At 56.0% G+C, this 24,316-nt stretch carries 27 protein-coding genes; 6 read left to right on the top strand and 21 right to left on the bottom strand.

Going from position 1 to position 24,316, the window contains the following annotated elements:
* From R6U90_RS00175 to R6U90_RS00150, 6 genes are all read right to left on the bottom strand, one after another.
* A partial coding sequence (locus tag R6U90_RS00175) for a shikimate kinase (RefSeq protein WP_410350637.1) occupies positions 1–413 on the bottom strand: 413 nt, incomplete at its 3' end.
* Between the two features lie 64 nt (positions 414–477).
* Positions 478–2,577 carry a type IV pilus secretin PilQ gene (pilQ, locus tag R6U90_RS00170; RefSeq protein WP_410350636.1) on the bottom strand — a complete coding sequence of 700 codons (2,100 nt, stop codon included), beginning with the start codon at positions 2,575–2,577 and terminating at the stop codon, positions 478–480.
* A 32-nt stretch (positions 2,578–2,609) separates the two neighbouring features.
* A complete protein-coding gene (locus R6U90_RS00165) occupies positions 2,610–3,140 on the bottom strand; it encodes a pilus assembly protein PilP (protein WP_410350635.1) in 531 nt (176 codons plus the stop codon).
* 23 nt (positions 3,141–3,163) lie between these two features.
* The gene (locus R6U90_RS00160) at positions 3,164–3,784 is read right to left on the bottom strand and encodes a type 4a pilus biogenesis protein PilO (protein WP_410350634.1); all 621 of its coding nucleotides are present in this window, start codon (positions 3,782–3,784) and stop codon (positions 3,164–3,166) included.
* 2 nt (positions 3,785–3,786) lie between these two features.
* A complete protein-coding gene (locus R6U90_RS00155; RefSeq protein ID WP_410350633.1) occupies positions 3,787–4,356 on the bottom strand; it encodes a PilN domain-containing protein in 570 nt (189 codons plus the stop codon).
* Positions 4,356–5,426, bottom strand: coding sequence for a pilus assembly protein PilM (locus R6U90_RS00150; protein ID WP_410350632.1), 1,071 nt, complete (start codon positions 5,424–5,426; stop codon positions 4,356–4,358). The genes R6U90_RS00155 and R6U90_RS00150 overlap by 1 nt, the downstream gene beginning before the upstream one ends.
* Positions 5,427–5,610: 184 nt before the next feature.
* Between R6U90_RS00150 and R6U90_RS00145 the strand changes: the two genes are divergently transcribed.
* Positions 5,611–8,223: a penicillin-binding protein 1A gene (locus R6U90_RS00145; RefSeq protein ID WP_410350631.1), complete on the top strand. Its 2,613-nt coding sequence runs from the start codon at positions 5,611–5,613 to the stop codon at positions 8,221–8,223.
* Between the two features lie 13 nt (positions 8,224–8,236).
* Positions 8,237–8,866, top strand: a complete 630-nt coding sequence (locus R6U90_RS00140; RefSeq protein WP_410350630.1) for a hypothetical protein — start codon at positions 8,237–8,239, stop codon at positions 8,864–8,866.
* Between the two features lie 18 nt (positions 8,867–8,884).
* On the opposite strand, the gene R6U90_RS00135 is transcribed toward R6U90_RS00140, so the two are convergent.
* The 6 genes from R6U90_RS00135 to trxA all read right to left on the bottom strand — a co-directional run bounded on the left by R6U90_RS00135 (position 8,885) and on the right by trxA (position 13,821).
* Complete coding sequence (locus tag R6U90_RS00135) at positions 8,885–10,141, bottom strand: malic enzyme-like NAD(P)-binding protein (protein ID WP_410350638.1); 1,257 nt, start codon at positions 10,139–10,141, stop codon at positions 8,885–8,887.
* 125 nt (positions 10,142–10,266) lie between these two features.
* Positions 10,267–11,055 carry a thermonuclease family protein gene (locus R6U90_RS00130; protein WP_410350629.1) on the bottom strand — a complete coding sequence of 263 codons (789 nt, stop codon included), beginning with the start codon at positions 11,053–11,055 and terminating at the stop codon, positions 10,267–10,269.
* A 5-nt stretch (positions 11,056–11,060) separates the two neighbouring features.
* Positions 11,061–11,267, bottom strand: a complete 207-nt coding sequence (rpmE, locus tag R6U90_RS00125; protein ID WP_410350628.1) for a 50S ribosomal protein L31 — start codon at positions 11,265–11,267, stop codon at positions 11,061–11,063.
* Between the two features lie 119 nt (positions 11,268–11,386).
* The gene (locus R6U90_RS00120; RefSeq protein WP_410350627.1) at positions 11,387–11,737 is read right to left on the bottom strand and encodes a DUF3135 domain-containing protein; all 351 of its coding nucleotides are present in this window, start codon (positions 11,735–11,737) and stop codon (positions 11,387–11,389) included.
* Positions 11,738–12,023: 286 nt separating this feature from the next.
* Positions 12,024–13,280 carry a transcription termination factor Rho gene (gene rho / locus R6U90_RS00115; protein WP_410350626.1) on the bottom strand — a complete coding sequence of 419 codons (1,257 nt, stop codon included), beginning with the start codon at positions 13,278–13,280 and terminating at the stop codon, positions 12,024–12,026.
* Between the two features lie 214 nt (positions 13,281–13,494).
* Complete coding sequence (gene trxA, locus R6U90_RS00110) at positions 13,495–13,821, bottom strand: thioredoxin TrxA (protein WP_410350625.1); 327 nt, start codon at positions 13,819–13,821, stop codon at positions 13,495–13,497.
* Between the two features lie 230 nt (positions 13,822–14,051).
* Here trxA and rhlB point away from each other — a divergent pair, with 230 nt between their 5' ends.
* Entirely contained in the window at positions 14,052–15,332 is a 1,281-nt protein-coding gene (gene rhlB / locus R6U90_RS00105; RefSeq protein ID WP_410350624.1) for an ATP-dependent RNA helicase RhlB, read from the top strand.
* A gap of 72 nt (positions 15,333–15,404) precedes the next feature.
* Here rhlB and R6U90_RS00100 read toward each other — a convergent pair whose 3' ends face one another.
* The 9 genes from R6U90_RS00100 to fnr form a co-directional block, all read right to left on the bottom strand.
* A complete protein-coding gene (locus R6U90_RS00100) occupies positions 15,405–15,662 on the bottom strand; it encodes a hypothetical protein (protein ID WP_410350623.1) in 258 nt (85 codons plus the stop codon).
* Between the two features lie 42 nt (positions 15,663–15,704).
* Complete coding sequence (locus R6U90_RS00095; RefSeq protein ID WP_410350622.1) at positions 15,705–16,238, bottom strand: FixH family protein; 534 nt, start codon at positions 16,236–16,238, stop codon at positions 15,705–15,707.
* A gap of 26 nt (positions 16,239–16,264) precedes the next feature.
* Positions 16,265–17,674, bottom strand: a complete 1,410-nt coding sequence (ccoG, locus tag R6U90_RS00090; protein WP_410350621.1) for a cytochrome c oxidase accessory protein CcoG — start codon at positions 17,672–17,674, stop codon at positions 16,265–16,267.
* A 133-nt stretch (positions 17,675–17,807) separates the two neighbouring features.
* Entirely contained in the window at positions 17,808–17,927 is a 120-nt protein-coding gene (locus tag R6U90_RS00085; protein WP_310693560.1) for a DUF3149 domain-containing protein, read from the bottom strand.
* A gap of 57 nt (positions 17,928–17,984) precedes the next feature.
* Entirely contained in the window at positions 17,985–18,869 is an 885-nt protein-coding gene (gene ccoP / locus R6U90_RS00080) for a cytochrome-c oxidase, cbb3-type subunit III (RefSeq protein ID WP_410350620.1), read from the bottom strand.
* Positions 18,866–19,036 carry a cbb3-type cytochrome oxidase subunit 3 gene (locus R6U90_RS00075; protein ID WP_410350619.1) on the bottom strand — a complete coding sequence of 57 codons (171 nt, stop codon included), beginning with the start codon at positions 19,034–19,036 and terminating at the stop codon, positions 18,866–18,868. The genes ccoP and R6U90_RS00075 overlap by 4 nt, the downstream gene beginning before the upstream one ends.
* Before the next feature lie 11 nt (positions 19,037–19,047).
* Entirely contained in the window at positions 19,048–19,677 is a 630-nt protein-coding gene (gene ccoO, locus R6U90_RS00070) for a cytochrome-c oxidase, cbb3-type subunit II (RefSeq protein ID WP_410350618.1), read from the bottom strand.
* A gap of 14 nt (positions 19,678–19,691) precedes the next feature.
* Positions 19,692–21,110 (bottom strand): cytochrome-c oxidase, cbb3-type subunit I, encoded by a 1,419-nt coding sequence (ccoN, locus tag R6U90_RS00065; protein WP_410350617.1) that lies wholly within the window; start codon positions 21,108–21,110, stop codon positions 19,692–19,694.
* A gap of 162 nt (positions 21,111–21,272) precedes the next feature.
* Positions 21,273–22,049, bottom strand: coding sequence for a fumarate/nitrate reduction transcriptional regulator Fnr (gene fnr, locus R6U90_RS00060; protein WP_410350616.1), 777 nt, complete (start codon positions 22,047–22,049; stop codon positions 21,273–21,275).
* Between the two features lie 270 nt (positions 22,050–22,319).
* Here fnr and hisB point away from each other — a divergent pair, with 270 nt between their 5' ends.
* From hisB to hisA, 3 genes are all read left to right on the top strand, one after another.
* Positions 22,320–22,913: an imidazoleglycerol-phosphate dehydratase HisB gene (gene hisB, locus R6U90_RS00055; protein ID WP_410350615.1), complete on the top strand. Its 594-nt coding sequence runs from the start codon at positions 22,320–22,322 to the stop codon at positions 22,911–22,913.
* Between the two features lie 42 nt (positions 22,914–22,955).
* Entirely contained in the window at positions 22,956–23,606 is a 651-nt protein-coding gene (hisH, locus tag R6U90_RS00050; protein WP_410350614.1) for an imidazole glycerol phosphate synthase subunit HisH, read from the top strand.
* A 51-nt stretch (positions 23,607–23,657) separates the two neighbouring features.
* On the top strand, positions 23,658–24,316 hold a 659-nt coding region (gene hisA, locus R6U90_RS00045; protein ID WP_410350613.1), incomplete at its 3' end, for a 1-(5-phosphoribosyl)-5-[(5-phosphoribosylamino)methylideneamino]imidazole-4-carboxamide isomerase.

Here is a 24,316-nt window from a genome sequence, read left to right as displayed (position 1 = left end):
TCCGTTAACAGGGCCTGTAAACGGGCTTCGGGATCGGCGGTCTGTAACAGCGGGCGGTTCTTGTCCTTGTGAGTTCGTTCCAGTAACTGTCCGACGCGGGCCTGCAGATAAATTACCGTGCCACGCTCTTTCAGGTGTTGCCGGTTCTGCTCGTAAAGTACGGCGCCGCCGCCGGTGGCCAGCACCACATTATCCCGCGCAGTCAGGTCGTCAATGACCGCTGCCTCGCGCTCGCGAAATCCCTGTTCACCTTCGAGCTCAAAAATCAGGGGGATATTGACACCGGTGCGGTTCTCGATCTCGTGATCGCTGTCGATGAATTCCTTACCCAGCGCCTGGGCCAGCTGGCGCCCAATCGTGGTCTTACCCGCCCCCATCAGGCCAATCAGGAAGATGTTATTGATTGCAGGCATAACGGGTGCGAAACAGGTAAAACCGCCGGCGCTGCAACGGCTGTTGCGGCACCGACGGTGTTCACTAGATCTGCATATCTTCCTTGATGATCTTCGGGGTCACGAAGATCAACAGCTCATCCTTTTCGTCAATTTCCGATTTGCTTCTGAACAAAGCGCCAACGATTGGCAAGTCACCGAAGAAGGGAACCCGGTTGATGGTATTGCTCTTGGTCTGCTCGTAGACCCCGCCCAGCACAATGGTTTCACCATTATTGATCAGCACCTGGGTTTGCACATTCTGGGTGTTGATAGGCGGAACCCCCAGCACCAGGTTACCGAAGTCCGGATTATCACTTTTCACTTCCAGATCCATGATAATCCGGTCATCCGGAGTGATTTGCGGGGTCACCGTCAGACTCAGTACGGCCTTTTTAAACGAAACACTGGTCGCCCCGCTGGAACTCGCCTCCTGATAGGGAATTTCCTGACCTGATTCGATCACCGCTTCTTGCTGATTGGAAGTTATCACCCTGGGACTGGAGACAATCTCGGTTTCACCTTCGGCCTGGGCCGCGGACAGCTCCAGTTCCACCAGCGTGCCGAACGGCAGTTTGGCCAGTGCCAGCCCAATACTGCCTGCTGTGGAACTGGCCGCCGGCAAATTGACATTCCAGCGATCCGGTGAGGTGAGGGTATTGTTGTTAATCAGATCATCTACCGCGTTGAGATTGCCCGACGTGGCTCTCTCACGACCATCTGTTCCCGTATAATCACGCGAGACTCCGAAACGCACCCCTACTTCCTTGCTGAAGTTGGTGCTGGCCAGCACGATGCGCGATTCGATCAGTACCTGACGTACCGCAACATCCAGCTCGTCAACCAGGGCAATGATCGCATCGATACGTTCCGCTGTTTCCTGTACCAGGAGTTTGTTGGTCCGTTCGTCAACGGTCACATTACCTCTCTCAGACAAAAATTCGCTGTCCTGGGTCTTCAGCAAAGACGCCATTTCCGAGGCCTTGGCATAATTGACCTGGATCGTTTCGCTGATGAGCGGTGCCAGCGCTTCAACCTGCTTGCTGGCTTCCAGCTCCATTTTTTCCCGTGCCGCGATTTCTTCAGCCGGCGCGATCAACATGACATTGCCATTCTCACGCTTGTCCAGCCCCTTGGTCTTCAGGATCAAATCCAGCGCCTGGTCCCAGGGCACATTTTTCAGCCGCAGGGTCACGTTGCCGGAGACCGTATCGCTGGTCACCATATTGATCCCGGTAAAATCAGCAATCATCTGCAGGACGGCTCGTACTTCGATGTTCTGGAAATTGAGCGACAGTTTCTCGCCGGTATATTCCTGGCGACGACGGGGCCGATCCTCTTCTTTCTCTTTGACAACCGGTTTGATATCGATGGTCAGTTTCTGATCGGCCTGATAGGCGATGTGTTCGAATTCATCCTTGGTATTAATGATGACACGAGTATCATCTCCCTGATTGAAGGCATCCACAGTACTGACCGGCGTCGCGAAATCCAGCACATCGATCCGCCGCTCCAGTTCTTCATCCAGCGCGCTGTTTTTTAATGTCACCACCACCTGGCTGCCGCGACGTTTCATATCCACGGCGGTGTTCGGATCCGCCAGGGTCATTTCCACCCGGCCCTCGCCCGCCTCACCACGTCGGAAATCCAGATCCAGGACATTGACCGACGCCTGTCGACCTTCGAGTGTCTCGCTGCGTGAGTCAGCTGCCCGGGAAAACTGTGTTTCACCGGATTCATTCAGAGTAATGACTACATCATTACCTTCCAGTACCGTGCTGTAGCCTACAAGTTCGGACAGATTCAGTACGACACGGGTCCGCCCACCGGCTTCCGCCGTGCTCACGCTGCGGGCTACGCCGATACCGATATCTGTTTTTCGCTCACTCAGGTTCAGTCTGGTATCCGGCAAGTCGAAGGCGATGCGCGCCGGATTGTCGATGGAAAAGCTGGCTGGCTCGACATCCAGTGCCTTGTCCAGTTTCAACTTGATCTGGACTTTGTCGCCGGGCAAAGTTGTATAACTGATATCGCTCAGGCTATTTAGTGCCTGTGCCTGTGTCGAGGCAAGGAACATCAGCAACATCACCGCTAACATGCCGGTGCTTTTGATGATTCCGCTTGCGTAACCATTGTGCTTGATCATGGTTCTACTCCAAAAATTGTACACAGCCCGTTTTATTCGCTTTCCAGCGACAGGGACGCTTCTCTTTCAATCCAGCCACCACTTCCGTCAGATACAATTTCCTCAATCAGAATTTGCGTCTCGGAAATTTCCTGTATTTCGCCATAATTCTGGCCGATATAGTTACCTTCTCTGACCCTGTATACGGTTGAGTCCGGTGCTGAGATCAGCCCCCATAACACCCCGTCTTTTTCCAGGTGTCCGACAAACACCAGAGAGTCCAGAGAAAATTGCTCCAGCGCTTCGCGCTTGCGGTTGGTATCGGGTTGCAAATCCGAATTTAACGGACTTTCCTGTACGGTTTCCTGAATGAACGGAACAAATGGATCGCGCATATCCTCAGGAACATAGGTAAAGGTTTTGTATGGTTTCACTTCTGGCAAAGGATCAATTCGACCTTTTTTCTTGTCCTTGACCTGCTGCACATATTCTTGCAGGTCGGCATGTTCCGGCCCACCGCATGCTGTAATAAGCAGTGCCATCACGCTTAACAGACCGAATTTTGTCATTTTATTTTTCAGCATTTTTTCGTATCCGGCGATCAATTCTATCGCTTCCGTTTCCTGTTCTTGGCCCGTGCCGCTGCCAGCTCTTCTTCATCAAGATAACGATAGGTCTTGGCCGTCACATCCATCTTCAGATTGCCATCTTTATCACTGGAAAGATTGATATTATGCAGTGTGACGATGCGTGGCAGGGCGGCGACGCCACTGACGAACCGGCCAAACTGGTGGTACCCCCCCAGCATGCTGATCTGAATCGGCAATTCAGCATAAAAGTCGATCTGCCTTTCCGACTGCGGCTTGAAGAGTTCAAATTCAATGCCGCTACCGAGTCCGGTCTGGGAAATATCGATCAACAGATCATCCACTTCCGTCTTGCTAGGCAGCTGCCTCAACATGGTACCGAAGGACTCTTCCATTTCCTTCATCTGTTTTTTATAGGCGTCCAGGTTGGCGGCCTTGGCCTGCTTCTTTTCGAATTCGCTCTTGAGTGAATTCTCCTGGGCCTGAATCCGTTCCAGCTCATCGAGCTTGTTCTGGATGTGCAAAAAATAGCCGGCTCCCAGTACAATCAGGCACATAACCACAACCACGGCCGCCTTGACCGCGGACGGCCAGGAACCGATGGTACTGAGGTCAAGTTCGCTTAAATCCAAATCTTTCATTTTTACTGATTCTCATTGCCGGTGTCTTTTCTGACCTGTGACAGATGCAGAACAAACGATCGGGCACTGTCTCGCTGATTTCCTTTACCTTTTTTCTCAATCACTTCCAGCCGGGGGTCAGCCAGCCAGTCGGAACCCTCGATATTGCGCATAAACGCCGAAACCCGGGCATTGGACTGGGCTACCCCATCGAGAACCAGCTGGTCACCAGACTGTTTCAGACTGTTTAAATGTATTCCATCCGGAATAATGCGTGCGATCTCATCGAACAGGTGCACCACTTCCGGACGGTTACGTTGCAGCTCCTGGATGACTTCCATGCGGGCAAGCAGACGTTGCTTGTCTTTTTCGAGCTGATCGATTTCCTTGATCTGTTTTTCTACCTGGCCAATTTCTGCCTGCAGGAAACGGTTACGGGATTGCTGGTGATCGATTATCCCGGCAATACGCAGATGGACTACGAGGAGAATCAATCCCATCAGAACCGCCGATAACCCCAGAATCGTCAGAAACTGACGTTGCTGTTCGCGCCGCTGTTCTTCGCGCCAGGGTAAGAGGTTGATATGCGCCATCAGTCAAGACTCCTCATGGCCAATCCGCAGGCAATCATCAATGCAGGAGCATCATTACTCAGACTCTGTGCCTTGACCCGGGACGCCAGGGTCATATTGGTAAACGGGTTGGCCACCGAGGTATGCACACCCAGCTTGTCGGCGATTAATTCATCGATACCGGCAATCATGGCGCTGCCGCCAGCCAGAACAATATGGTCGACACTGTTGTAGGCACTGGAGGAGAAGAAAAACTGCAGCGAACGGCTGACTTGCTGCACCATGGCATCCTTGAACGGCTCCAGGACTTCGGGAACATAGTTGTCCGGCAGACCGCCCTGGCGCTTGGCCATGCCGGCTTCTTCATAGGAGAGTCCATAACGGCGCTGGATTTCTTCGGTCAGCTGTTTACCGCCGAATACCTGCTCGCGGGTATAGATATTTTTCAGATCGTGCATGACATTCAGTGTGGTCATGGTCGCCCCCACGTCGACCACCGCTACGGTCTGATCCATGCCCTGTTCCGGTAACTGGGGCGCCAGCAACTGGAATGCATTTTCCATGGCATAGGCCTCGACATCGACAATCTTCGCCTTGAGACCAGCCAGTTCAATGGCGGCGACCCGCACATCCACGTTTTCACTGCGCGAGGCCGCCAGCAAGACATCAACCCGCTCCGGATCGTTATCCGAGGAACCCATTACCTCGAAATCGAGATTCACTTCTTCCAGGGGGTAGGGAATGTACTGATCGGCTTCGAGCTGGATTTGTTGTTCCATGTCCTCTTCGTTGAGCGAGGCGGGCATGGAAATAATCTTGGTAATTACCGCCGAACCGGCCACGGCCGCAGCGGCCTGCTTGTTGCGGGTACCCGAACGTTTGACCGCCCGTTTAATCGCTTCGCCCACTGCCTCGACATCGGAGATATTTTTCTCAATCACCGAGTTGGGGGGAAGCGGCTCAACCGCATAACTTTCAACCCGCAGACGGTCTCCGGACTTGCCCAGTTCCAGCAGCTTGATCGCCGTGGAACTGATGTCGAGCCCGATGACCGGGGGTTTTTTCGGCTTGATGAGATCGCTGAGACCCATATTTTTCTTTATTCGTAGTAAGTTATAGTAGATATATGTATAACTACTTTAGGTTTATGAGTCAACTATAGGACATCAAATATATAAAAACAAATGGGAATAGTGTTCACAGAACAGAAGATTTATACTGGATGCTTCCACTGTATCGGATGGCATAATCCGATTCTTTATTAAAATTAGACATATGAAGCCTCTATTTAAGAAACTGGTCACATTTTCCCTGGCCTCCATCCTGACTCTCTCCCTGATTGGCGTCGTTGGTTTGCTTGGCGCTTACGCCTATATCACGCCCAAATTGCCCGCTATCGACACACTGAAGGACGTGAAACTGCAGGTACCGCTGCGCGTTTACGATAAAGAAGGCGGGCTGATCGCGGAATTCGGCGAAATGAAGCGATCTCCCTTGAAATATGAAGAAATACCCGAAAGTCTGATCCAGGCGGTCCTGGCTGCCGAGGACGACCGGTTTTTTGAACATCCCGGAGTCGATTACCAGGGAATTCTGCGGGCGGCCATCAACCTGATCCTGACCGGCGAGAAGGGTCAGGGCGGCAGCACCATCACCATGCAGGTGGCGCGCAACTTCTTCCTGAGTCGGGAAAAAACCTACCTGCGCAAACTCAATGAAATCTTCCTGGCCCTGAAAATCGAGGGCGAGCTTTCCAAGGAAGATATCCTCTCCCTGTATCTGAACAAGATCTACCTGGGCAAACGCGCCTACGGCGCCGCAGCCGCAGCCCGGGTCTATTACGGCAAGGAACCGGCTCAGCTGACCCTCGACGAAGTCGCGATGATAGCCGGGCTGCCCAAAGCACCTTCCAGCTATAACCCGATTGCCAACCCCGAACGGGCTATCCAGCGCCGCAATTATGTCCTGGGGCGCATGCGCAGCCTCGAGTTCATCACTGAGGAAGCCTATCAGCTTGCCCTGGCGGTGCCGGTCCATGCCGAAGTGCATGGCCAGGATACTGATCTCGAAGCCCCCTATATCGCCGAGATGGTGCGTAACGAGATGGTCGCCCGTTATGGTGATGATGCCTACACCGCCGGCTACGAAGTTCACACCACCGTTGTTCCTCAAAAACAGAAGGCGGCCAATGCCGCCCTGCGCGAAGCCCTGCTCGAGTACGACCGGCGCCATGGTTATCGCGGTTCCCTGCAACAGGTGAACTTACTCGGTAATATCGCCGCCGATCCGGCGCTGCAACCGGGCGAGTTGCCGGATGACAGGGCCGAAAACCCGGCACTGCTCGATATTCCCGCCGCCGAAACAGACTGGCCGGCCCGACTCACGGACGTGCCGGCACCGGGCAACCTGACACCGGCAGTAGTTCTGGAAGTCGAGGAGCGGGCGGTTTATGCCATCACCCGCGATAACCGGATTGCGTATATCCCCTGGGAACAGCTCAGCTGGGCCCGCAAATATATTGACGAGAACAATCTTGGTCCGGAACTGGAATCTGCCGGTGACGCATTACAGCGCGGCGATGTCATTTATGTCGCGCCGGCTTCTGCCGGTTGCAGCTGGCTGGCCCAACCCCCCCAGGTTGGCGGTGCACTGGTCTCGCTCAACCCGGATAACGGAGCCATAGAAGCCCTGAGCGGCGGATTTGATTATTACACCAGCAAGTTCAACCGGGTCGTTCAGGCCGAACGTCAGCCGGGCTCCAGTTTCAAGCCCTTTATCTATTCTGCCGCCATCGACAAGGGGATTACCGCCGCCAGCATCATTAATGATGCACCGGTGGTGTTCGATGCCCCCGGACTGGAGGATACCTGGCGGCCGGAAAATTACAGCGGCCGTTTCTATGGCCCCACCCGCCTGCGGGTCGCCCTGTTCAAGTCCCGCAATCTGGTTTCCATTCGCTTGCTGCGCGAGATCGGCATTGGCTATGCGCTGCGTTATCTGGAACGTTTCGGTTTTGACAGCCAGCGGCTGCCGCGCGACCTGTCGCTGGCACTGGGCAGTGGTGTGCTGACCCCCATGGAACTGGCCCGGGGCTATACCGTGTTTGCCAACGGGGGCTATCTGATCGAGCCCAACCTGATCGATTACGTGCGCGACGCCGACCAGCAAGTGGTCCTGCTCAACCGCCCCCCCGTGGTGTGTCCCGAGTGCCTGGAGACAGCTGACAAGGAAGCGGAGAAAGACAGCGGCCAGACTGAAACCGGGGTAACAGTCGCTACCGGCCTCGATACGGAAGAGTCAGAGTCAGACCGGATCCCCAGCTTCACGCGTGAAGATGTCCCCCCCGAAGAGTGGACACAGACCATGCAGGGGCCCGAAAAACCCGTTATTGCGCCCCGTGTCATCTCACCTCAGACCGCCTTTTTAATGAACACCATGATGCGCGATGTGGTGCGCTACGGCACCGGCCGCGGAGCCCATGTTCTGGGTCGTAACGATCTGGCGGGCAAGACCGGCACCACCAACGACCAGCGTGATGCCTGGTTCTCCGGCTTCAACCGCAATGTCGTCACCATCTCCTGGGTCGGTTTCGACACCCCCCGGCCGCTCGGTAACCGCGAAACCGGCGCCCGGGCCGCACTCCCAATGTGGATCAAATACATGCGCGAATCACTGCGTGATGAACCCGATGCCCGACTGCAACAACCCCCGGGTATCGTCTCGGTGTTGATCGATCCCGAAACCGGCGAGCTGGCCCGCAGCGGCGATCCCGATGCTATCTTTGAATATTTCCTCGCCGATCAGGTTCCCGAACGCCGTGCCGACAGCGGCAATGACAGCAATGGCGAACGCCGGGATAACGGCAACATCACCCGCGATCTCTTCTGAACCGGCGCTATCCATGGGGCACAAACACAGCAAGGATCTGCAAATGCGCCAACGCCTGGCCCAGGCAGCGGCCCAGATTCTGGCCGAATCCGGCAGTCGGGATTTTTACGCCGCCAAGCGCAAGGCCGCACTGCATCTGGGTGCCGTTGATACCCGTAACATGCCGAGTAATACGGAGATCGATCAGGCTCTGCGCGAATACCAGCGGCTGTTCCGTGCCCACGCCCAGCCTGCTGCCCTGCAACAGTTACGCAGCCGTGCCCTGGAGGCGATGGAGTTTTTTGCCGACTATCGCCCCAAACTGGTGGGCGCAGTCCTCGATGGCAGCGCCGATGAGCATTCGCCAGTGGTTTTGCATGTCTTCGTGCCGCGCCTCGAGGATCTGGATATCTTTTTGATGGAGCATCAGATCCCCTATGAACAGGGCGAACGCAAGGTCCGCTTCTCCGCGGAACAGACGGTCATATTGCCGGTGCTGCGCTTTTATGCTCAAGACACTCGCGTAGAGCTGGTGGTGTTTGTCCAGGACGGCCCCCTCCAGCCGCCCCTGAGTCCGGTCGACGGCCGGCCGATGCAACGGGCTTCATTGAACCGGGTACGGGAACTGGCCAACAATGACACCATCGATCCGATGGCGCGCTGATCGGCGCAAGCAAACGCGTTACGGACTTTCGCTATCCGCCGGCCGGATATCCCGCGCCACACCGCTGTCGCGCGCCGCCTGCGCCACGGCCTGTGACACGACAGCCCTGAGACGCGGATCAAACGGCTTGGGAATAATGTAGTCCCGGCCAAATTTCAACTGCGACAGTTCATAGGCCTGCAGCACACTTTCCGGCACCGGCTCATGGGCCAGTTGGGCCAGTGCCCGCACTGCCGCAATCTGCATCTCGGTATTGATGGCCGAGGCCTGCACATCCAGTGCGCCGCGGAAAATAAACGGAAAACCCAACACGTTATTCACCTGGTTGGGGTAATCGCTACGGCCGGTCGCCATGATCAGATCCGTACGCGCCGCGTGGGCATTGGCCGGGGTAATTTCCGGATCCGGGTTGGAAAGGGCGAAAACGATCGGATTGTCGGCCATGCTCTGCAGCATAGCGGGCGAGACCAGGTCCGGCCCCGAGACACCGATAAACACATCGGCTCCGGCCAGTGCCTCTTCCAGGGTACGCCGGCCGGTACGTCGGGCGAACTCTCGCTTGTGCGGATTAATATTACGCCGTTCGGAATGCACCACGCCCTGGCGATCCACCAGCGTGATATGCCGTTTATCGGCCCCCAGTTTGTGCAGCAAGCGCATCGAGGCAATACCGGCCGAACCGGCCCCCAGGCAAACAATACGGGACTCTTTCAACCGGCGTCCGGTCAATTCCAGCGCATTGAGCAAACCGGCGGCGATAATAATCGCCGTGCCGTGCTGATCGTCATGGAATACCGGAATATCCAGCTGTTCCTTGAGCGCCTGTTCGATATCGAAGCAGTCGGGCGCAGCGATATCTTCCAGGTTTATGCCTCCGAAACTCGGGGCGATGCGGCGCACGGTATCGATAAAGGCTTTCGGCGATTCGGCATCCACCTCGATATCTACCACATCCACATCGGCGAAATGTTTGAACAATACCGCCTTGCCTTCCATCACCGGTTTACCGGCCAGCGCCCCCACGTTGCCCAGCCCCAGCACCGCACTGCCATTGGAAATGACTGCCACAAGATTGCCTTTGTTGGTGTAGCGATAGGCCTGTTGCGGATCCTCCGCAATCGCCTGAACCGGCACGGCGACCCCGGGCGTATAGGCCAGACTCAAATCGTGCTGGGTGGCGACCGGTTTGGTGAGGGCCGTGGCGGTTTTACCCGGACGCGGTTGAGCGTGGTAATGCAGAGCCTGTTCGGCAAAAGAGCGTTTCTCGTCAGTCATCGTGTTTTCACTGTCAGGGATCATGTGTCGCCGTCAAGGGGCGCAGGATGCCCGCCTGCCGACATTCGGTATCAAGCCGTATGGTCGCGCATCGATCACGCTTTTGCCAGTCGCCACAGGCTCTTTCAGGGCGTTTCCAGCAGGGCTGCCGGGTGCCGCAGGCGCATACGCCACTGATTATTACGTCGGTAGATCCAGCCCTGAACAAGCAACGGCTGATGACGCCAGGCGGCGATTCGCTCGCGTTCGAAATGCGACAAATCCGTGCGGGCGATTCGCAGGGCGAAGTCCGGACCGAGATTCAGCCATAACGAGGAGCGGCTTTCGCCGATTCGTGTCAAGCGTCCCCGCAGCACGCGATACTGACCGCGGTGCTGTGAGTCCAGCATTGCTACAGGCAATGTCTGATAGGTCGACAGGGCCCACAGACCGCGCTTGTGCCGGCGAGCCCGGTCCTGGGCGCGTCGATAACACTCGAGGAACCGCAGATTGGGCGGAATCACCAGCAGCTGGCCGGTTCCCTGTTCAAGCAATCGACGAGTGATATTGCGCCCCTGATGATCGAATACGTGGGCCAGCAGGCGACCGTAACGATCCCGCCGTTCGCGATCATACACCAGCCCCCAGGAGCCTTCGGCCTGCACCTGCAGCCGTCGGCGGGCCATTCCCGCGTATGGCTCGGCCGGCACATCCTCGCGAGCCCGTTCCGGGGTGTTGATGCCGATCAGGCGCAGCTTGCGCCCGTCGCGAAGATGCACCGTATCGCCATCATGGACATACCGCACTGTTACCTTTTCATCAAACTGTACCGACTCACAGGCGCTCTCGGCCAGCGCCCCGAATGGCCAGAACATCAACAAAAAAGGCGCTGTAAACAGCGCCTTTTTGATGATTTCCGTCGTGCGTTTTATCACAGGACTTATTTTTTCATGCCGTACTTCTGACGGAACTTGTCCACGCGACCGGCGGTATCCAGCAGCTTCTGCTTGCCGGTATAGAACGGATGGCACTGGGCGCAGACTTCGATGTTCAGATCCTTGCCGACCGTCGAACGGGTGGAGAAGTGATTGCCACAACTGCAGGTGACAGACACTTCCTGGTAAGCGGGATGAATTTCAGCTTTCATGGGTAACCTCACAGTCTCTTTCGGGCGCATCGCCACCCCGGCCTCTCCGGAGCACCATACGCAACGAGGCCGGCGATCATACGGGAATCCGCCGCCCCGGGGCAAGTGTTTGCGCCCATTCAGGCCTTGTCGCGCTGCGCGACCGGGGGAAACGGCAGGATTCGGGCACAGCGCCGGAACGGTCGACGGGAGTGCTGCAAATCCTCGTAGGCCTCGCCCAGATGGCTGAAGGTATCCCACATCATGTTGGAAATGGAAATGCAGGCCGACAGGGGATTGCTGGAAGTATTGCGCACCTGGTTAACCCGCCATTGCAAGCGACGTAACCGCTCCCGGCGATCGGCCGGCGCGCGGTCGATACAATAATCAAGGACCCGGTTACGCAGGATCTCAAAACGTTCAGGATCGGTCTCGGCCAGATGGGCCCAGGTATCAAAATCGATATGACAAGCCGTCTCGGGTCGGGTCATGGCTCGGTCCTGCTTCACGGTGATCACATTTGGGCGTCACACCGGTATGGAAAGCCCCATACCGATATCCAGATGGTCGTCGTTTTCAGTGCACCTGTCAAAACCGCGGGCGTGCGCCAGCTCACAAACCAGCTGAACAATCGCGATCAAGGAACTGTAAAGGCAGGATTTTTGTCTGCTTGAAACGGTTCAATCGGTTTTTCAAATTTCACGCCCCAATAGCCGTAATTCGGCGAGACCCGGGATACATGGCAACTTCAAAGGATCGGGCATTGAGGATTTTTGTTTAACGCTTCATGGAGTCGAAGAACTCGGCGTTGGTCTTGGTCGCTTCAAGCTTGTTATGCAAAAATTCCATCGCGGGTACCTCGTCCATATCGTGCACTACCTTGCGCAGGATCCACAGCTTTTGCAGCTCGTCGGGGGCGGTCAGCAATTCTTCGCGTCGGGTGCCGGATCGGTTGATGTTGATCGAAGGATAAATCCGTTTCTCGGCGATCTTGCGATCCAGATGGATCTCCATGTTGCCGGTTCCCTTGAACTCCTCGTAGATCACATCATCCATGCGCGAACCGGTCTCCACCAACGCCGTGGCGACGATGGTCAGGCTGCCGCCTTCCTCAATGTTGCGCGCCGCGCCGAAAAAGCGCTTCGGGCGCTGCAGGGCGTTGGCATCCACGCCGCCGGTCAGGACCTTGCCGGAGGAGGGCACCACGGTGTTGTAGGCGCGACCCAGGCGGGTGATGGAATCGAGCAGAATCACCACATCCTTGCGGTGTTCAACCAGCCGTTTCGCCTTTTCGATCACCATCTCGGCCACCTGCACGTGACGGCTGGCGGGCTCATCGAACGTACTGGACACTACCTCCCCGCGCACCGAACGGGACATTTCGGTCACTTCCTCGGGCCGCTCGTCGATCAACAGCACGATCAGATGACACTCGGGATAATTATGCGTAATGGAATGAGCAATGTTGTGCAACATCATGGTCTTGCCGGCCTTGGGCGGCGAAACCAGCAGAGCACGCTGCCCCTTGCCGATGGGCGATACCATATCGATAACCCGGGCAGTAATATCCTCTGAACTGCCATTACCGATCTCCAGCTGCATGCGCTCATTGGGATGCAGCGGGGTCAGGTTTTCGAACAATACCTTGTTCTTGGCTTTTTCCGGTGGCTCAAAGTTAATTTCGTTAACCTTGAGCATAGCGAAGTAGCGCTCGCTATCTTTGGGTGGGCGAATCTTGCCGGAAATGGTGTCGCCGGTACGCAGGGCAAAACGGCGAATCTGGCTGGGGGAGACATAAATGTCATCCGGTCCCGCCATGTAGGAGCTTTCCGCCGAGCGCAGAAAACCGAAACCGTCCTGCAGGATTTCCAGAACGCCATCGCCATAAATGTCTTCGCCATTTTTGGCATGGGCCTTGAGAATGGAAAAAATAATGTCCTGCTTGCGTGAACGGGACATCCCTTCGATGCCTATTTCCTCGGCGATAACGATGAGATCGGCGACGTGTTTTTGTTTGAGTTCGGTGAGGTTCATAGATGTTGTCTTAAATCAGGTTGGTTACGCGGCGCATTACACGCACCGGGCGATCGGCTGCGGGTTCAGCGTCTGTATCAGGGTTGCCAGAGGGGTGCCCGTTTCAGGCAGGTTACAAATAAAACGATTGGTATTTGTATACGTTCTTGGCGATAAGTTATCACCAAAACCCGGTCTCGTCCAGTCCGTCCGGGCGGACTGGACGATAAATCTTTTACAGGTTGCTGTCGATAAAGGCCGTCAGCTGGGATTTGGATACCGCCCCTACCTTGGTTGCTTCCACATTGCCGCTCTTGAACAGCATCAGTGTCGGAATACCGCGGATACCGAACTTGGGTGGTGTACCCGGATTCTCGTCGATATTGAGTTTGGCTACCTTGATCTTGCCGGTGTACTCCTCGGCAATCTCATCCAGAATCGGGGCAATCATTTTGCAAGGACCGCACCAGTCTGCCCAGTAATCCACCAGGACCGGTTCTTCCGCCTTGAGAACCTCATCTTCAAACGTGGCGTCTGTGACGTAAACGATCTTGTCGCTCAACGTAATTCTCCCATTTGTATTGTTTTGCAGTCGCAGAACATGACTGACTCGGGTGATGTGATGCCGCAAGGCGAACCTTAACACGCCGTCAGGCACCGGACATACCGTGTGGTCCATTTACCCTGCCAGATCGGCTGCTGCTGTGCAGGGATGTATGAAATGACATTTGAGCCCAAGATAGCCGTTATTTCAAGCCCCAAACAGAATCCGATCTGCTATTCTGTGCGTCCATGAGTGATGCACACCTGTCCAACACCCGTTTCGACGACCTGGAACTGCCCGCGCCACTGCTGCAAGGCATTGAAGAGGCAGGCTTTTCATACTGTACGCCGGTTCAGGCCGAGACCCTGCCTGTTGCCCTGGCCGGCAAGGACGTCTCCGGCCAGGCGCAGACCGGCACGGGCAAGACTGCCGCGTTTCTGATCGCCATGTTCGCACATCTGCTACGCCATCCGGCCTCCGGGGAGCGCCGGCCCAACCAGCCGCGCGCCCTGATCCTGGCCCCGACACGCGAACTGGCAGTCCAGATCCACAAGGATGCCGAGCTGCTCAACAAACACCTCGGCATGCAGCTGGGCCTGATCTACGGGGGCACCGGTTATGAGAGTCAGCGCCAGCAACTGGAAACCGGCGTGGATATACTGATCGGCACACCCGGGCGCATCATCGATTATTTCAAACAGAAGCTCTTCGATTTGCGCGCTATCCAGGTGATGATTCTGGATGAAGCTGACCGTATGTTCGATCTGGGCTTTATCAAGGACATCCGTTTTTTGTTGCGTCGTCTGCCCGAAGCCGACCGGCGTCTGAACCTGTTGTTCTCCGCCACACTCTCGCACCGGGTCAAGGAGCTGGCCTACGAGCACATGAACAACCCCGAAGCGGTGGAGATAGAACCGGAACAGATCACTGCCGAGCAGGTCATCGAGAGCGTCTACTACCCTGCCAAGGAAGAAAAAATCAGCCTGCTGCTGGGCATTCTTGCCTACCAGAACGTTGAACGTGCGGTGATCTTTGTCAATACCAAGCGAGCAGGGGAGAAAATCGCCGACTATCTGCGCGGCAACGATCAGGCCGCCGCACTACTGACCGGCGATGTGCCGCAAAAGCAGCGCCTTGATCTGCTGCGCAAGTTCAGTGACGGCGATCTCAACCTGCTGGTAGCCACTGACGTGGCCGCCCGGGGTCTGCACATTCCCGCGGTCAGCCATGTCATCAACTTCGATCTGCCTCAGGACGCCGAAGACTATGTGCATCGCATCGGACGCACCGCCCGGGCCGGTGCGAAGGGCGAGGCGATCAGCTTCGCCTGTGACGAATATGTGTTCTCATTACCGGATATCGAGCAATACATCGGCCACAAGATTCCCGCCGCCAACCTGGAACCGCAGCTGCTGATCAAGCCCAAACCACCCCAACGGGATCCGAACGCGCGTCGCGTCAGCGACAAAAACAAAACGGGAAAACAAGGCACCAGAAAACCCCCGCGTCACAGCGGCCGGGTTCACTAGAATTGTCCCTGGCAAGGCCATGCCTGTCGAAAGGGGAAAAAGCAGCCTCTGTCTCCTGATTGGAGATTGCGCTCAGGCCGGAGGGCCGGACTTGTCGCAAGACTGTTGAAAATAGCAGGTCAGCGCGCAGGTCCCGGCCGTCAGCAGCCAGAACAAAAAGAAGCCGATGGTATAGCCTCCGAGTCGACTGATCTCCCCATAGCCCGCCAGTTCACCCAGTAACACCGGATCAAATGCAGTAAAAAACACGATCGTCGCCAGCGCGGCAGTGAGAAATGAGGGCCACAACACGGCCACGATTTTCTGAATTTTCGGTATTTGCTGTGACATCTCCAGCGCCCTCCCGGCACAAAAACCCGTCAAAGATAGTGTTTAGCCGTTTGTGCCCCCCACGGGCTCCAGCTGAATTCGCTTGTCACCGGGCCAGTCCAGTCGCCCTGTCAGACGCCAGTGCCCGCCTTCGGGTTCGAGTTGCACGTGCCATTGCCCGACGTCGGGGGGAATTTCAAACTCGCCCTGAAAGCGCGCTGGTGAAGTGTCGGATAACTCTAAAACAATCACCTGATCCTGATCCGCCCGGGTCGGGTGCAGCAGACTCAGGCGAAGGCGTTGCGCAGGCTGTGGTTGCTTGCCCTGCAGGATCAGCTGCACCTCTCCCCCGGGACCAACCTCGCCCCCGGCATGCAGACCCAGAAAACGGGCATGACGATCCCGGGCCAGCGTCTGGTTTATTGCCATCCCTTGCTTGTAGTAATCGTCGACCACCAGGCCATCCGGATTTTTTATCGCGATAATCAATGTTGCGATGCTGGCAATGACTGCTGTGGCGGGCAAAGCGATCAAAAACCACGGCCAGAACTGGCGATACCAGGGGGACGGAATGTTGTTCGCGGTTATCTGTTGCATGGGCACTCCCCGTGTTGGCCTCAATATCAGCGCATGACCGGACCGATGAAACGGCCGGTCTGGCTGACCGATAGTTCAGGCTGATCGATTGCCTGCAAATGGAATTCCACATCATAACCGGTTTTCTCCAGATAAACCGGGTCGACACGTAACTGTACCGGCAGCTGGGTGACACTCCCGCCTTCCACGTGCAATGTTTCACGTGCCATATTCAATTCCATTTGCGGCGGGCCCTCGACGGTCAGTCGGTAGGTATGCGCCGCCTCATCCATATTCAGAATCTTGAGCGTATAGATATTTTCCACCAGACCCTCGCTGGTTTCCCGATACAGCGTATTGCGATCGCGCATCACATTCAGTTCCAGCGGGATCCGGGTCGCGATGCTGTAAAATACCGCAGCGGTAATCAGCAACAACAATAACCCATACACAATGATACGCGGACGCAACACCTTTGTCGGCTTGCCTTCCAGGGCGTTTTCAGTCGTGTAGCGAACCAGGCCTCGCGGATACTCCATCTTGTCCATAACTTCATTGCAGGCATCGATACAGGCGGCACAACCGATGCACTGGTACTGCAGACCGTCGCGAATATCGATGCCGGTGGGGCAGGCCTGCACGCACAGGGTACAATCGATGCAATCGCCCAGCCCTTTTTCCTCTTTGTCCGTGCCACGTCTGCGCGGCCCGCGTGGTTCGCCACGCCTGGCATCATAGGAAATGACCAGGGTGTCCTTGTCAAACATGGCGCTTTGAAAGCGGGCATAAGGACACATATAAATACAGACCTGCTCTCGCATAAACCCGGCATTGCCGTATGTGGCAAAACCGTAGAAAAACACCCAGAAGGTTTCCCACGGCCCGAGATTGAAATGCAGTGCGCTTTGCCACAACTCGGTAATCGGCGTGAAATAGCCGACAAACGTGAAGCCGGTCCACAGGGACAACAAAATCCAGACAGCCTGTTTGCTACTGCGGCGTAAGAGCTTGTTGGCGTTCCAGGGCGATTTGGCCAGTTTCATCTGTTTCGGCCGATCACCCTCAATTTTGCGTTCGATCCAGAGGAACACCTCGGTCCAGACGGTTTGTGGACAGGCATAACCGCACCACAGACGACCGGCCAGCGCAGTGAAGAAAAACAGCGACAGTCCGGCAATGATCAGCAGCGCAGCCAGATAGAAAAAGTCCTGCGGCCAGAAAGTCAGGCCGAAGATATAAAACTTGCGCGCGGGCAGATCGAACAGCACTGCCTGATGGCCATCCCAGGAAAACCAGGGCAACAGGTAATAAAGACCCAGCAAGACCAGCACCCCGAGAATTCGCAATGTAGCGAAAATGCCGTGTACCTCACGCGGATAGATCTTCTGGTGTTTGGCGTAAAGTTCCTGCTCAACCGCCTGCTCGGACGAGTGAGTCTGTTGTTTCGGGTTATTCATTACCACCCCGATAACTGGTTGATTGTTTGCGTTTACCCGGGCCGATATCCACCACCCGGGTACCACCAGCTTGAGCTGGATAGTTCATGGCCGGCACAGGAAGTGACAGACAATCACAGCCCTGTATCTTATGTCATTGTTTGGGTGGTCGAATAAAAAACACGTAAAACAGGTAGACGATGATTGCGACCGAGATCACCAAAACGCTCAGCGACAGGATGCCCGTCCAGGTTCCGAACAGCAGTTCCAGCATAGCGCAACTCCTCAGAATGTTAGGTGGCAGACAACGGTCCGCCACCGCAGCAGCGGATTAATCAGACAGGCTATAGACGTAGGCCGTCAGCAGATGAACCTTATTTTCACCCAGGAACTCACGATGGGCCGGCATCTCGCCCTGACGACCGTCCCGAATCGTCTTGCGAATCACACCCGGGGAACCGCCATACAGCCAGATATTGTCAGTCAGATCGGGGGCGCCCATGTCCGTATTACCGGTCCCGTCCTGAGCGTGACAAACAGCACAATTCTGGTCGAACACCTGTTTGCCGGCACTGACTTTTGCCTGATCGACTTCGCGCCCGCTGAGACTCTGTACATAGGCCGTCACGTTATCGATTGCCTCTTCCTCCAGATGTTGATGGGCCGGCATGACGCCGGTACGCCCTTCCAGAATACTGGTTTTGATGGCTTCGGGCTCTCCGCCCCACAACCAGGCATCATCCTTGAGACTGGGGAAACCGCTTGCGCCACCGGCATCGGAGCCATGACAGGTGGCACAATAGTTCAGAAACAGCCGTCGACCCGAAGCCATTGCCTCATCATCCTGCGCCAGAGCCGGAATCCCGGTTTCGGCATAACGGGCAAAGATGGGCCCGTATTCCTGCCGGGCTGCTTCCATCTCCTGCTCATACTGGTCGGTGGAGGACCAGTTTAAAACGCCCCGGAAATTACCCAGCCCCGGATACAGCAGCAGATAAATCAGTGCGAAAATGATAGTGATGTAAAACAACCACAGCCACCAGCTGGGCAACGGGTTGTTGTATTCCTCCAGATTGCCGTCCCAGGTGTGGCCGGTGACATCGCCCTCGGCCGCTTCGCCGCTACGGCGTTTGGTGGTCCATCTAATTAACCAGTAACAGGCGAAAATCATACCCAGGCTAATCACGGCCACAAACCAGCTCCAGAAGCTACTCATGATCCGTTCTCCTTATTCTTTTGCTCGCGGGGATATTCCGGCTCGTTCAGGGGTAAATGAGCTGCCTCGTGAAAATCACGCTTGCGTTTACTGCTCCATGCCCAGATAAAAATGCCAATGAAGACCGCAAAAATGACCACGGTGTACCAGCTGCGTACGTCGTTCATATCCATTCCGGTTACCTCCGCGCCTTGATAGTGGTACCCAGACTCTGCAAATAGGCCACCAGCGCATCCATTTCCGTTTTGCCCTTCACGTCATCGGCCGCACTGGCGATCTCCTCCTCACTGTAGGTCTGGCAACCGTTGCAGGTCGCTGTGGTCAGTTTGTTCATGACCTGCAGTTTCCTGGCCGTGTGTTTACCGTCGAGTTCATTCTCCGCCAGCCAGGGGAAGCCCGGCATGTTGGATTCGGGAACCACATCGCGAGGATTGATCAGATGAACCCGATGCCATTCATCCGAATAACGGCCGCCAACCCGGGCCAGATCCGGTCCGGTACGCTTGGAACCCCACTGGAAAGGACGGTCATAGACAAATTCACCGCCCACCGAATAGTGGCCATAACGCTCGGTCTCGGCCCGAAACGGACGGATCATTTGCGAATGACAGGTGTAACAACCCTCGCGCACATAAATATCCCGCCCTTCGAGTTCCAGGGCGCTGTAAGGCTTGAGGCCATCAACCGGTTCAGTCGTATCCTTGATGAAAAACAGCGGTACGATTTCCACCAGCCCCCCGAAACTGATCACGATAATAATGAGCAGGGCCAGGAGGCCGGCACGGGTTTCCACTTTTTCATGACTCATGATGCTCTCCTCCGTTAAGCCGTCTGCGGAATGCGTTCATCCGCCGTGGCCTTCGGGCCGGCGATGGTCTTCCACACGTTGTACGCCATGATCAACATACCGGCCAGGTACATCACCCCGCCGAGCAGGCGCACGGCATAGAACGGATACATAGCCTCCAGACTTTCCACAAAACTGTAGGTCAGCGTCCCGTCATCATTGATCGCGCGCCACATCAGACCCTGCATCACGCCGGCGATCCACATGGAGGCGATATACACCACGATACCGATGGTGGCGATCCAGAAATGCACATCCATCAGTTTCACCGAATGCATCTGCTCGCGCCCGAACAGCTTGGGAATCAGGAAATAGACCGAACCGATGGTCACCAGCCCGACCCAGCCCAGAGCCCCGGAATGCACATGGCCGATGGTCCAGTCGGTATAGTGAGACAGTGAGTTAACGGTCTTGATCGACATCATCGGCCCTTCGAAGGTCGACATCCCGTAAAATGACAACGAAACAATCAGGAATTTCAGTATCGGATCGGTGCGCAGTTTATGCCACGCCCCCGACAGGGTCATGATGCCATTGATCATCCCCCCCCAGGACGGGGCCAGCAGGATCAGCGAGAAGACCATACCCAGAGACTGGGCCCAGTCAGGCAGGGCGGTGTAATGCAGATGGTGCGGACCGGCCCACATATAAATAGCAATCAGCGACCAGAAGTGCACTACCGACAGACGGTAGGAATAGATTGGCCGTTCCGCCTGCTTGGGAATGAAGTAATACATCATGCCCAGGAAGCCCGCCGTGAGGAAAAAGCCTACGGCATTATGCCCGTACCACCACTGCACCATGGCATCGATGGCCCCGGGATAAACCGAGTAAGATTTGGTCAGACTGACCGGCATAGCCAGACTGTTAATGACATGCAACACCGCGACGGTCAGAATAAAGGCCCCGAAAAACCAGTTTGCGACATAAATATGCCTGACCTGTCTCTTCGCCAGGGTACCGAAAAAGACGATGGCGTAGGCAACCCAGACCAGCGTGATCAACAGGTCAATCGGCCACTCCAGTTCGGCATATTCCTTGCTGCTGGTGAACCCCAGCGGCAGACTGACCGCAGCCAGCAAAATGACCAGCGTCCAGCCCCAGAAGGTAAAGGCGGCCAGCCTGTCGCTGAACAGGCGAACCTGACAGGTGCGCTGCACGACATAATAGGAAGTGGCAAACAGCGCCGAGCCCCCGAAGGCAAAGATCACCGCATTGGTATGCAATGGGCGCAGGCGACTGTAAGTGAGCCAGGGGATGTCGAAATTGAGCGCCGGCCAGACCAGTTGCGCCGCAATCACAACCCCGACCAGCATCCCGACAATGCCCCAGACGACGGTCATTACTGTAAACTGGCGCACCACCCTGTAGTTATAGGTCGATTGGTTATCCATAGACTTTCCTTTTTTATTCTCGTAAAGCTAGGGAAGGCTTCTATATTTATAACTCGAACAATATCCAAGTCATTTCAGTAAACCTAGACCAGGCTTTGATCTGGATCAAAAGAAAACCCCTCTTTTTTTTATAATCCCGTTTAACGGCGCCGGGGTAACGCCTCAGGCGCTATGGGAACTGGAACTGTCGGCGGGTTTGCCGGGCAAATCCCGGCAGTTGGCAGCAATCCCCTGCAGGGCGGCGGGATCGAGGATGCGAATATGTTTGCGTTCCACCTGGATCAGGCCCTGGTCCTGAAAACTGCCGAGCAGACGGCTGATAGTTTCCATTGCCATCCCCAGCATGTTGGCGATATCTCCCCGCGACATACTGAGATTGAACTCGTTGGCCGCATAACCCCGTAACTTGTAACGCTCGGAGAGGCTCATCAGGAAACTGGCAAGCCGGTTTTCGACTGGCATGCGGGCGAGGACGGTCATATGACACTGGTCGTGCTGGATCTCGGCGCTCATCAGGCGGAACAGATGCTGCTGCAATCCGGGGATCTCCCGGCTCAGGGATTCAAGATGATCGAAAGGAATCTCGCACACACTGGTGGTTTCCAGTGCCACCGCAGTGCAGGCATGGCGATGATTGCCTATCGCATCCAGGCCGATCAACTCACCGGGCAGATGCATACCGAGCACCTGTTCCTGACCATCGCTCTGGCTGGTATGGGTCTTGAGGGCTCCCGAACGGATGGCATACAGGGAAGTAAAATCCTGACCCAGGCGAAACAGTAACTCACCCTTTTCCACCGGGCGGCGACGCTTGATGATCTTGTCAAGTTTATTGAGATCCCCTTCACCCAGCCCCATCGGCATACACAGCTGATAGAGGCTACACTTCTGGCACTGGGTGCGCACTTCGGACAGATTGATGACGCGTTCTGTGGACATGGATTTTTTCGACCCGACTTCGGTTGATTGGCTGCAACACACTGACGACACCCGCCGGGCGCCCTCGGCTAAACTATACTCGCAGCTGGCCCGATTCAACAAAAAAGTCCGTTTAATCGAACGATTAAAAAACGCCAGAATACCCGAGCCAAAACCTGCGGCATAGAAGATAAAATCTGGTAGAATGCCGATTTTCCCGAAGCAGCTTATTTCGGTATGCTATCGCTTTAATAATAAGGCGCCGGCCCGCGCGCCCTGACTGGAGTGACCATGTCCGAACGTCGTGCCAACATCGAACGCAACACGCTGGAAACGCAGATCAAGGTCAATATTGATCTGGACGGCCAGGGCAAGGCCGAGTTCAATACCGGCCTGCCGTTTCTCGAGCACATGCTCGAGCAGGTGGCGCGCCACGGAATGATCGATATCACCCTCCAGGCCAAAGGCGATCTGCATATTGACGCCCATCATACCGTGGAGGACATCGGCATCAGTCTGGGTCAGGCCTTTGACAAGGCCGTCGGCGACAAACAGGGGATCCGCCGCTATGGCCATGCCTATGTGCCGCTGGATGAGGCTCTCTCCCGGGTCGTCATCGACTTCTCGGGCCGTCCCGGTCTGGAATACGGAATCGATTTCCCGCGCTCGCACATCGGTGAGTTCGACGTAGACCTGTTCGGCGAGTTCTTCCAGGGCTTTGTCAATCACGCCCGGATGACCCTGCACATCGATAACCTGCGCGGTCGCAACGCCCATCACATTGCCGAGACCGTCTTCAAGGCTTTCGGTCGGGCGCTGCGCATGGCGCTGGAACCGGATCCGCGTATGCAGGGCATGCTGCCCTCCACCAAGGGCAGCCTCTAGGCCACAAACCGGGGTCCGCCCCCGCCTGAGTATCCGAAAACTATGTCGACTGTTGCTGTAATCGATTATGGAATGGGGAACCTTCACTCGGTGAGCAAGGCCCTGGAAAAGGCCGATCCTGCCCGTCAGGTGCAGGTCACTGCCGATCCCGAACAAATTCTCGGCGCCGATCATGTGATACTGCCCGGCGTTGGTGCCATTCGGGATTGCATGGCGGAAATCCGGCGCCTGGAACTGGAGCCGGTAATTCTTCAGGTCGCCGAGCAGGGCACGCCGCTGCTGGGCGTCTGCGTGGGCATGCAGGCAATGATGGAATACAGCGCCGAAAACGACGGAACCCGTTGCCTGGGACTATTGCCCGGCAAGGTCCAGTCCTTCCCCGGGGACATGCATGATCCGCTCACCGACGAGTGGCTCAAGGTGCCGCATATGGGCTGGAACCAGGTCTATCCGCAGGTCGAGCATCCGTTGTGGCAGAATATTGCCCACGGCGCGCGCTTTTATTTTGTCCACAGTTATTATGTAGAACCAGCCAGCCCGGATCTGATCGCCGCCTCCAGCAACTATGGCATTCCGTTTACCTGTGCGCTGGCAAAAGGTAATGTATTTGCCGTACAGTTTCATCCTGAAAAAAGTCAGCACGCCGGATTGCAGCTGTATACCAACTTTTTAAACTGGGACGGTGCCCTCTAGACGAGACTCCGGAAACCACGGTTACTTTCAGCCAATACGAGAGACTTCACCATGTTGCTTATCCCTGCCATCGACCTCAAGGACGGCAAATGCGTTCGTTTGCGTCAGGGCAAAATGGAAGATGAAACGATTTTTTCCGACGATCCGGTCAGCGTGGCCGCACGCTGGGTGGAGGCCGGCGCCCGTCGCCTGCACATCGTCGATCTCAACGGTGCTTTCGCCGGCAAGCCGGTCAACGCCGAAGTCGTACACGCCATCGCCAGTGCCTTCCCCGATTTACCTATCCAGATCGGCGGCGGCATCCGCGATGAAGATACGGTTGAAACCTACCTCGATGCCGGCGTGCAGTATGTCATCATCGGCACCAAGGCAGTCAATGCGCCCCACTTCGTCAATGATCTCTGCCTGGAGTTTCCTGGCCACATCATCGTCGGTCTGGACGCCAAAGACGGCAAAGTCGCCATCGACGGCTGGTCCAAGCTCTCGCGCCACGACGTCATCGATCTGGCCCAGCACTTCGAACAGGACGGCGTCTCGGCCATTGTCTACACCGACATCGGCCGCGACGGCATGATGAGCGGGGTTAATGTCGAATCCACTGTCAAACTGGCCCAGTCGATGGCCATCCCGGTTATCGCCTCCGGCGGTATTACCAACATGGACGACATCCGCGCCCTGTGTGAAGTCGCCGACGAGGGCATCATGGGCGC

This window comes from Thiohalophilus sp., assembly GCF_046483665.1.
Lineage (GTDB): Bacteria > Pseudomonadota > Gammaproteobacteria > UBA6429 > Thiohalophilaceae > Thiohalophilus.
The sequence above is the reverse complement of the archived record's forward strand: the minus strand, read 5'-3'. Positions and strand labels throughout refer to the sequence as shown.

Coding starts and splice junctions, on each gene's coding strand:
- R6U90_RS00155 (WP_410350633.1), bottom strand. CDS start 4,356: ATGGCGCATATCAACCTCTTACCCTGGCGCGAAGAACAGCGGCGCGAA.
- hisH (WP_410350614.1), top strand. CDS start 22,956: ATGTCGACTGTTGCTGTAATCGATTATGGAATGGGGAACCTTCACTCG.
- R6U90_RS00165 (WP_410350635.1), bottom strand. CDS start 3,140: ATGCTGAAAAATAAAATGACAAAATTCGGTCTGTTAAGCGTGATGGCA.
- R6U90_RS00135 (WP_410350638.1), bottom strand. CDS start 10,141: ATGACTGACGAGAAACGCTCTTTTGCCGAACAGGCTCTGCATTACCAC.
- fnr (WP_410350616.1), bottom strand. CDS start 22,049: ATGTCCACAGAACGCGTCATCAATCTGTCCGAAGTGCGCACCCAGTGC.
- R6U90_RS00150 (WP_410350632.1), bottom strand. CDS start 5,426: ATGGGTCTCAGCGATCTCATCAAGCCGAAAAAACCCCCGGTCATCGGG.
- ccoO (WP_410350618.1), bottom strand. CDS start 19,677: ATGAGTCATGAAAAAGTGGAAACCCGTGCCGGCCTCCTGGCCCTGCTC.
- R6U90_RS00145 (WP_410350631.1), top strand. CDS start 5,611: ATGAAGCCTCTATTTAAGAAACTGGTCACATTTTCCCTGGCCTCCATC.
- R6U90_RS00100 (WP_410350623.1), bottom strand. CDS start 15,662: ATGTCACAGCAAATACCGAAAATTCAGAAAATCGTGGCCGTGTTGTGG.
- pilQ (WP_410350636.1), bottom strand. CDS start 2,577: ATGATCAAGCACAATGGTTACGCAAGCGGAATCATCAAAAGCACCGGC.
- hisB (WP_410350615.1), top strand. CDS start 22,320: ATGTCCGAACGTCGTGCCAACATCGAACGCAACACGCTGGAAACGCAG.
- R6U90_RS00095 (WP_410350622.1), bottom strand. CDS start 16,238: ATGCAACAGATAACCGCGAACAACATTCCGTCCCCCTGGTATCGCCAG.
- ccoG (WP_410350621.1), bottom strand. CDS start 17,674: ATGAATAACCCGAAACAACAGACTCACTCGTCCGAGCAGGCGGTTGAG.
- R6U90_RS00085 (WP_310693560.1), bottom strand. CDS start 17,927: ATGCTGGAACTGCTGTTCGGAACCTGGACGGGCATCCTGTCGCTGAGC.
- ccoP (WP_410350620.1), bottom strand. CDS start 18,869: ATGAGTAGCTTCTGGAGCTGGTTTGTGGCCGTGATTAGCCTGGGTATG.
- rho (WP_410350626.1), bottom strand. CDS start 13,280: ATGAACCTCACCGAACTCAAACAAAAACACGTCGCCGATCTCATCGTT.
- R6U90_RS00120 (WP_410350627.1), bottom strand. CDS start 11,737: ATGACCCGACCCGAGACGGCTTGTCATATCGATTTTGATACCTGGGCC.
- R6U90_RS00075 (WP_410350619.1), bottom strand. CDS start 19,036: ATGAACGACGTACGCAGCTGGTACACCGTGGTCATTTTTGCGGTCTTC.
- rhlB (WP_410350624.1), top strand. CDS start 14,052: ATGAGTGATGCACACCTGTCCAACACCCGTTTCGACGACCTGGAACTG.
- R6U90_RS00160 (WP_410350634.1), bottom strand. CDS start 3,784: ATGAAAGATTTGGATTTAAGCGAACTTGACCTCAGTACCATCGGTTCC.
- rpmE (WP_410350628.1), bottom strand. CDS start 11,267: ATGAAAGCTGAAATTCATCCCGCTTACCAGGAAGTGTCTGTCACCTGC.
- ccoN (WP_410350617.1), bottom strand. CDS start 21,110: ATGGATAACCAATCGACCTATAACTACAGGGTGGTGCGCCAGTTTACA.
- R6U90_RS00140 (WP_410350630.1), top strand. CDS start 8,237: ATGGGGCACAAACACAGCAAGGATCTGCAAATGCGCCAACGCCTGGCC.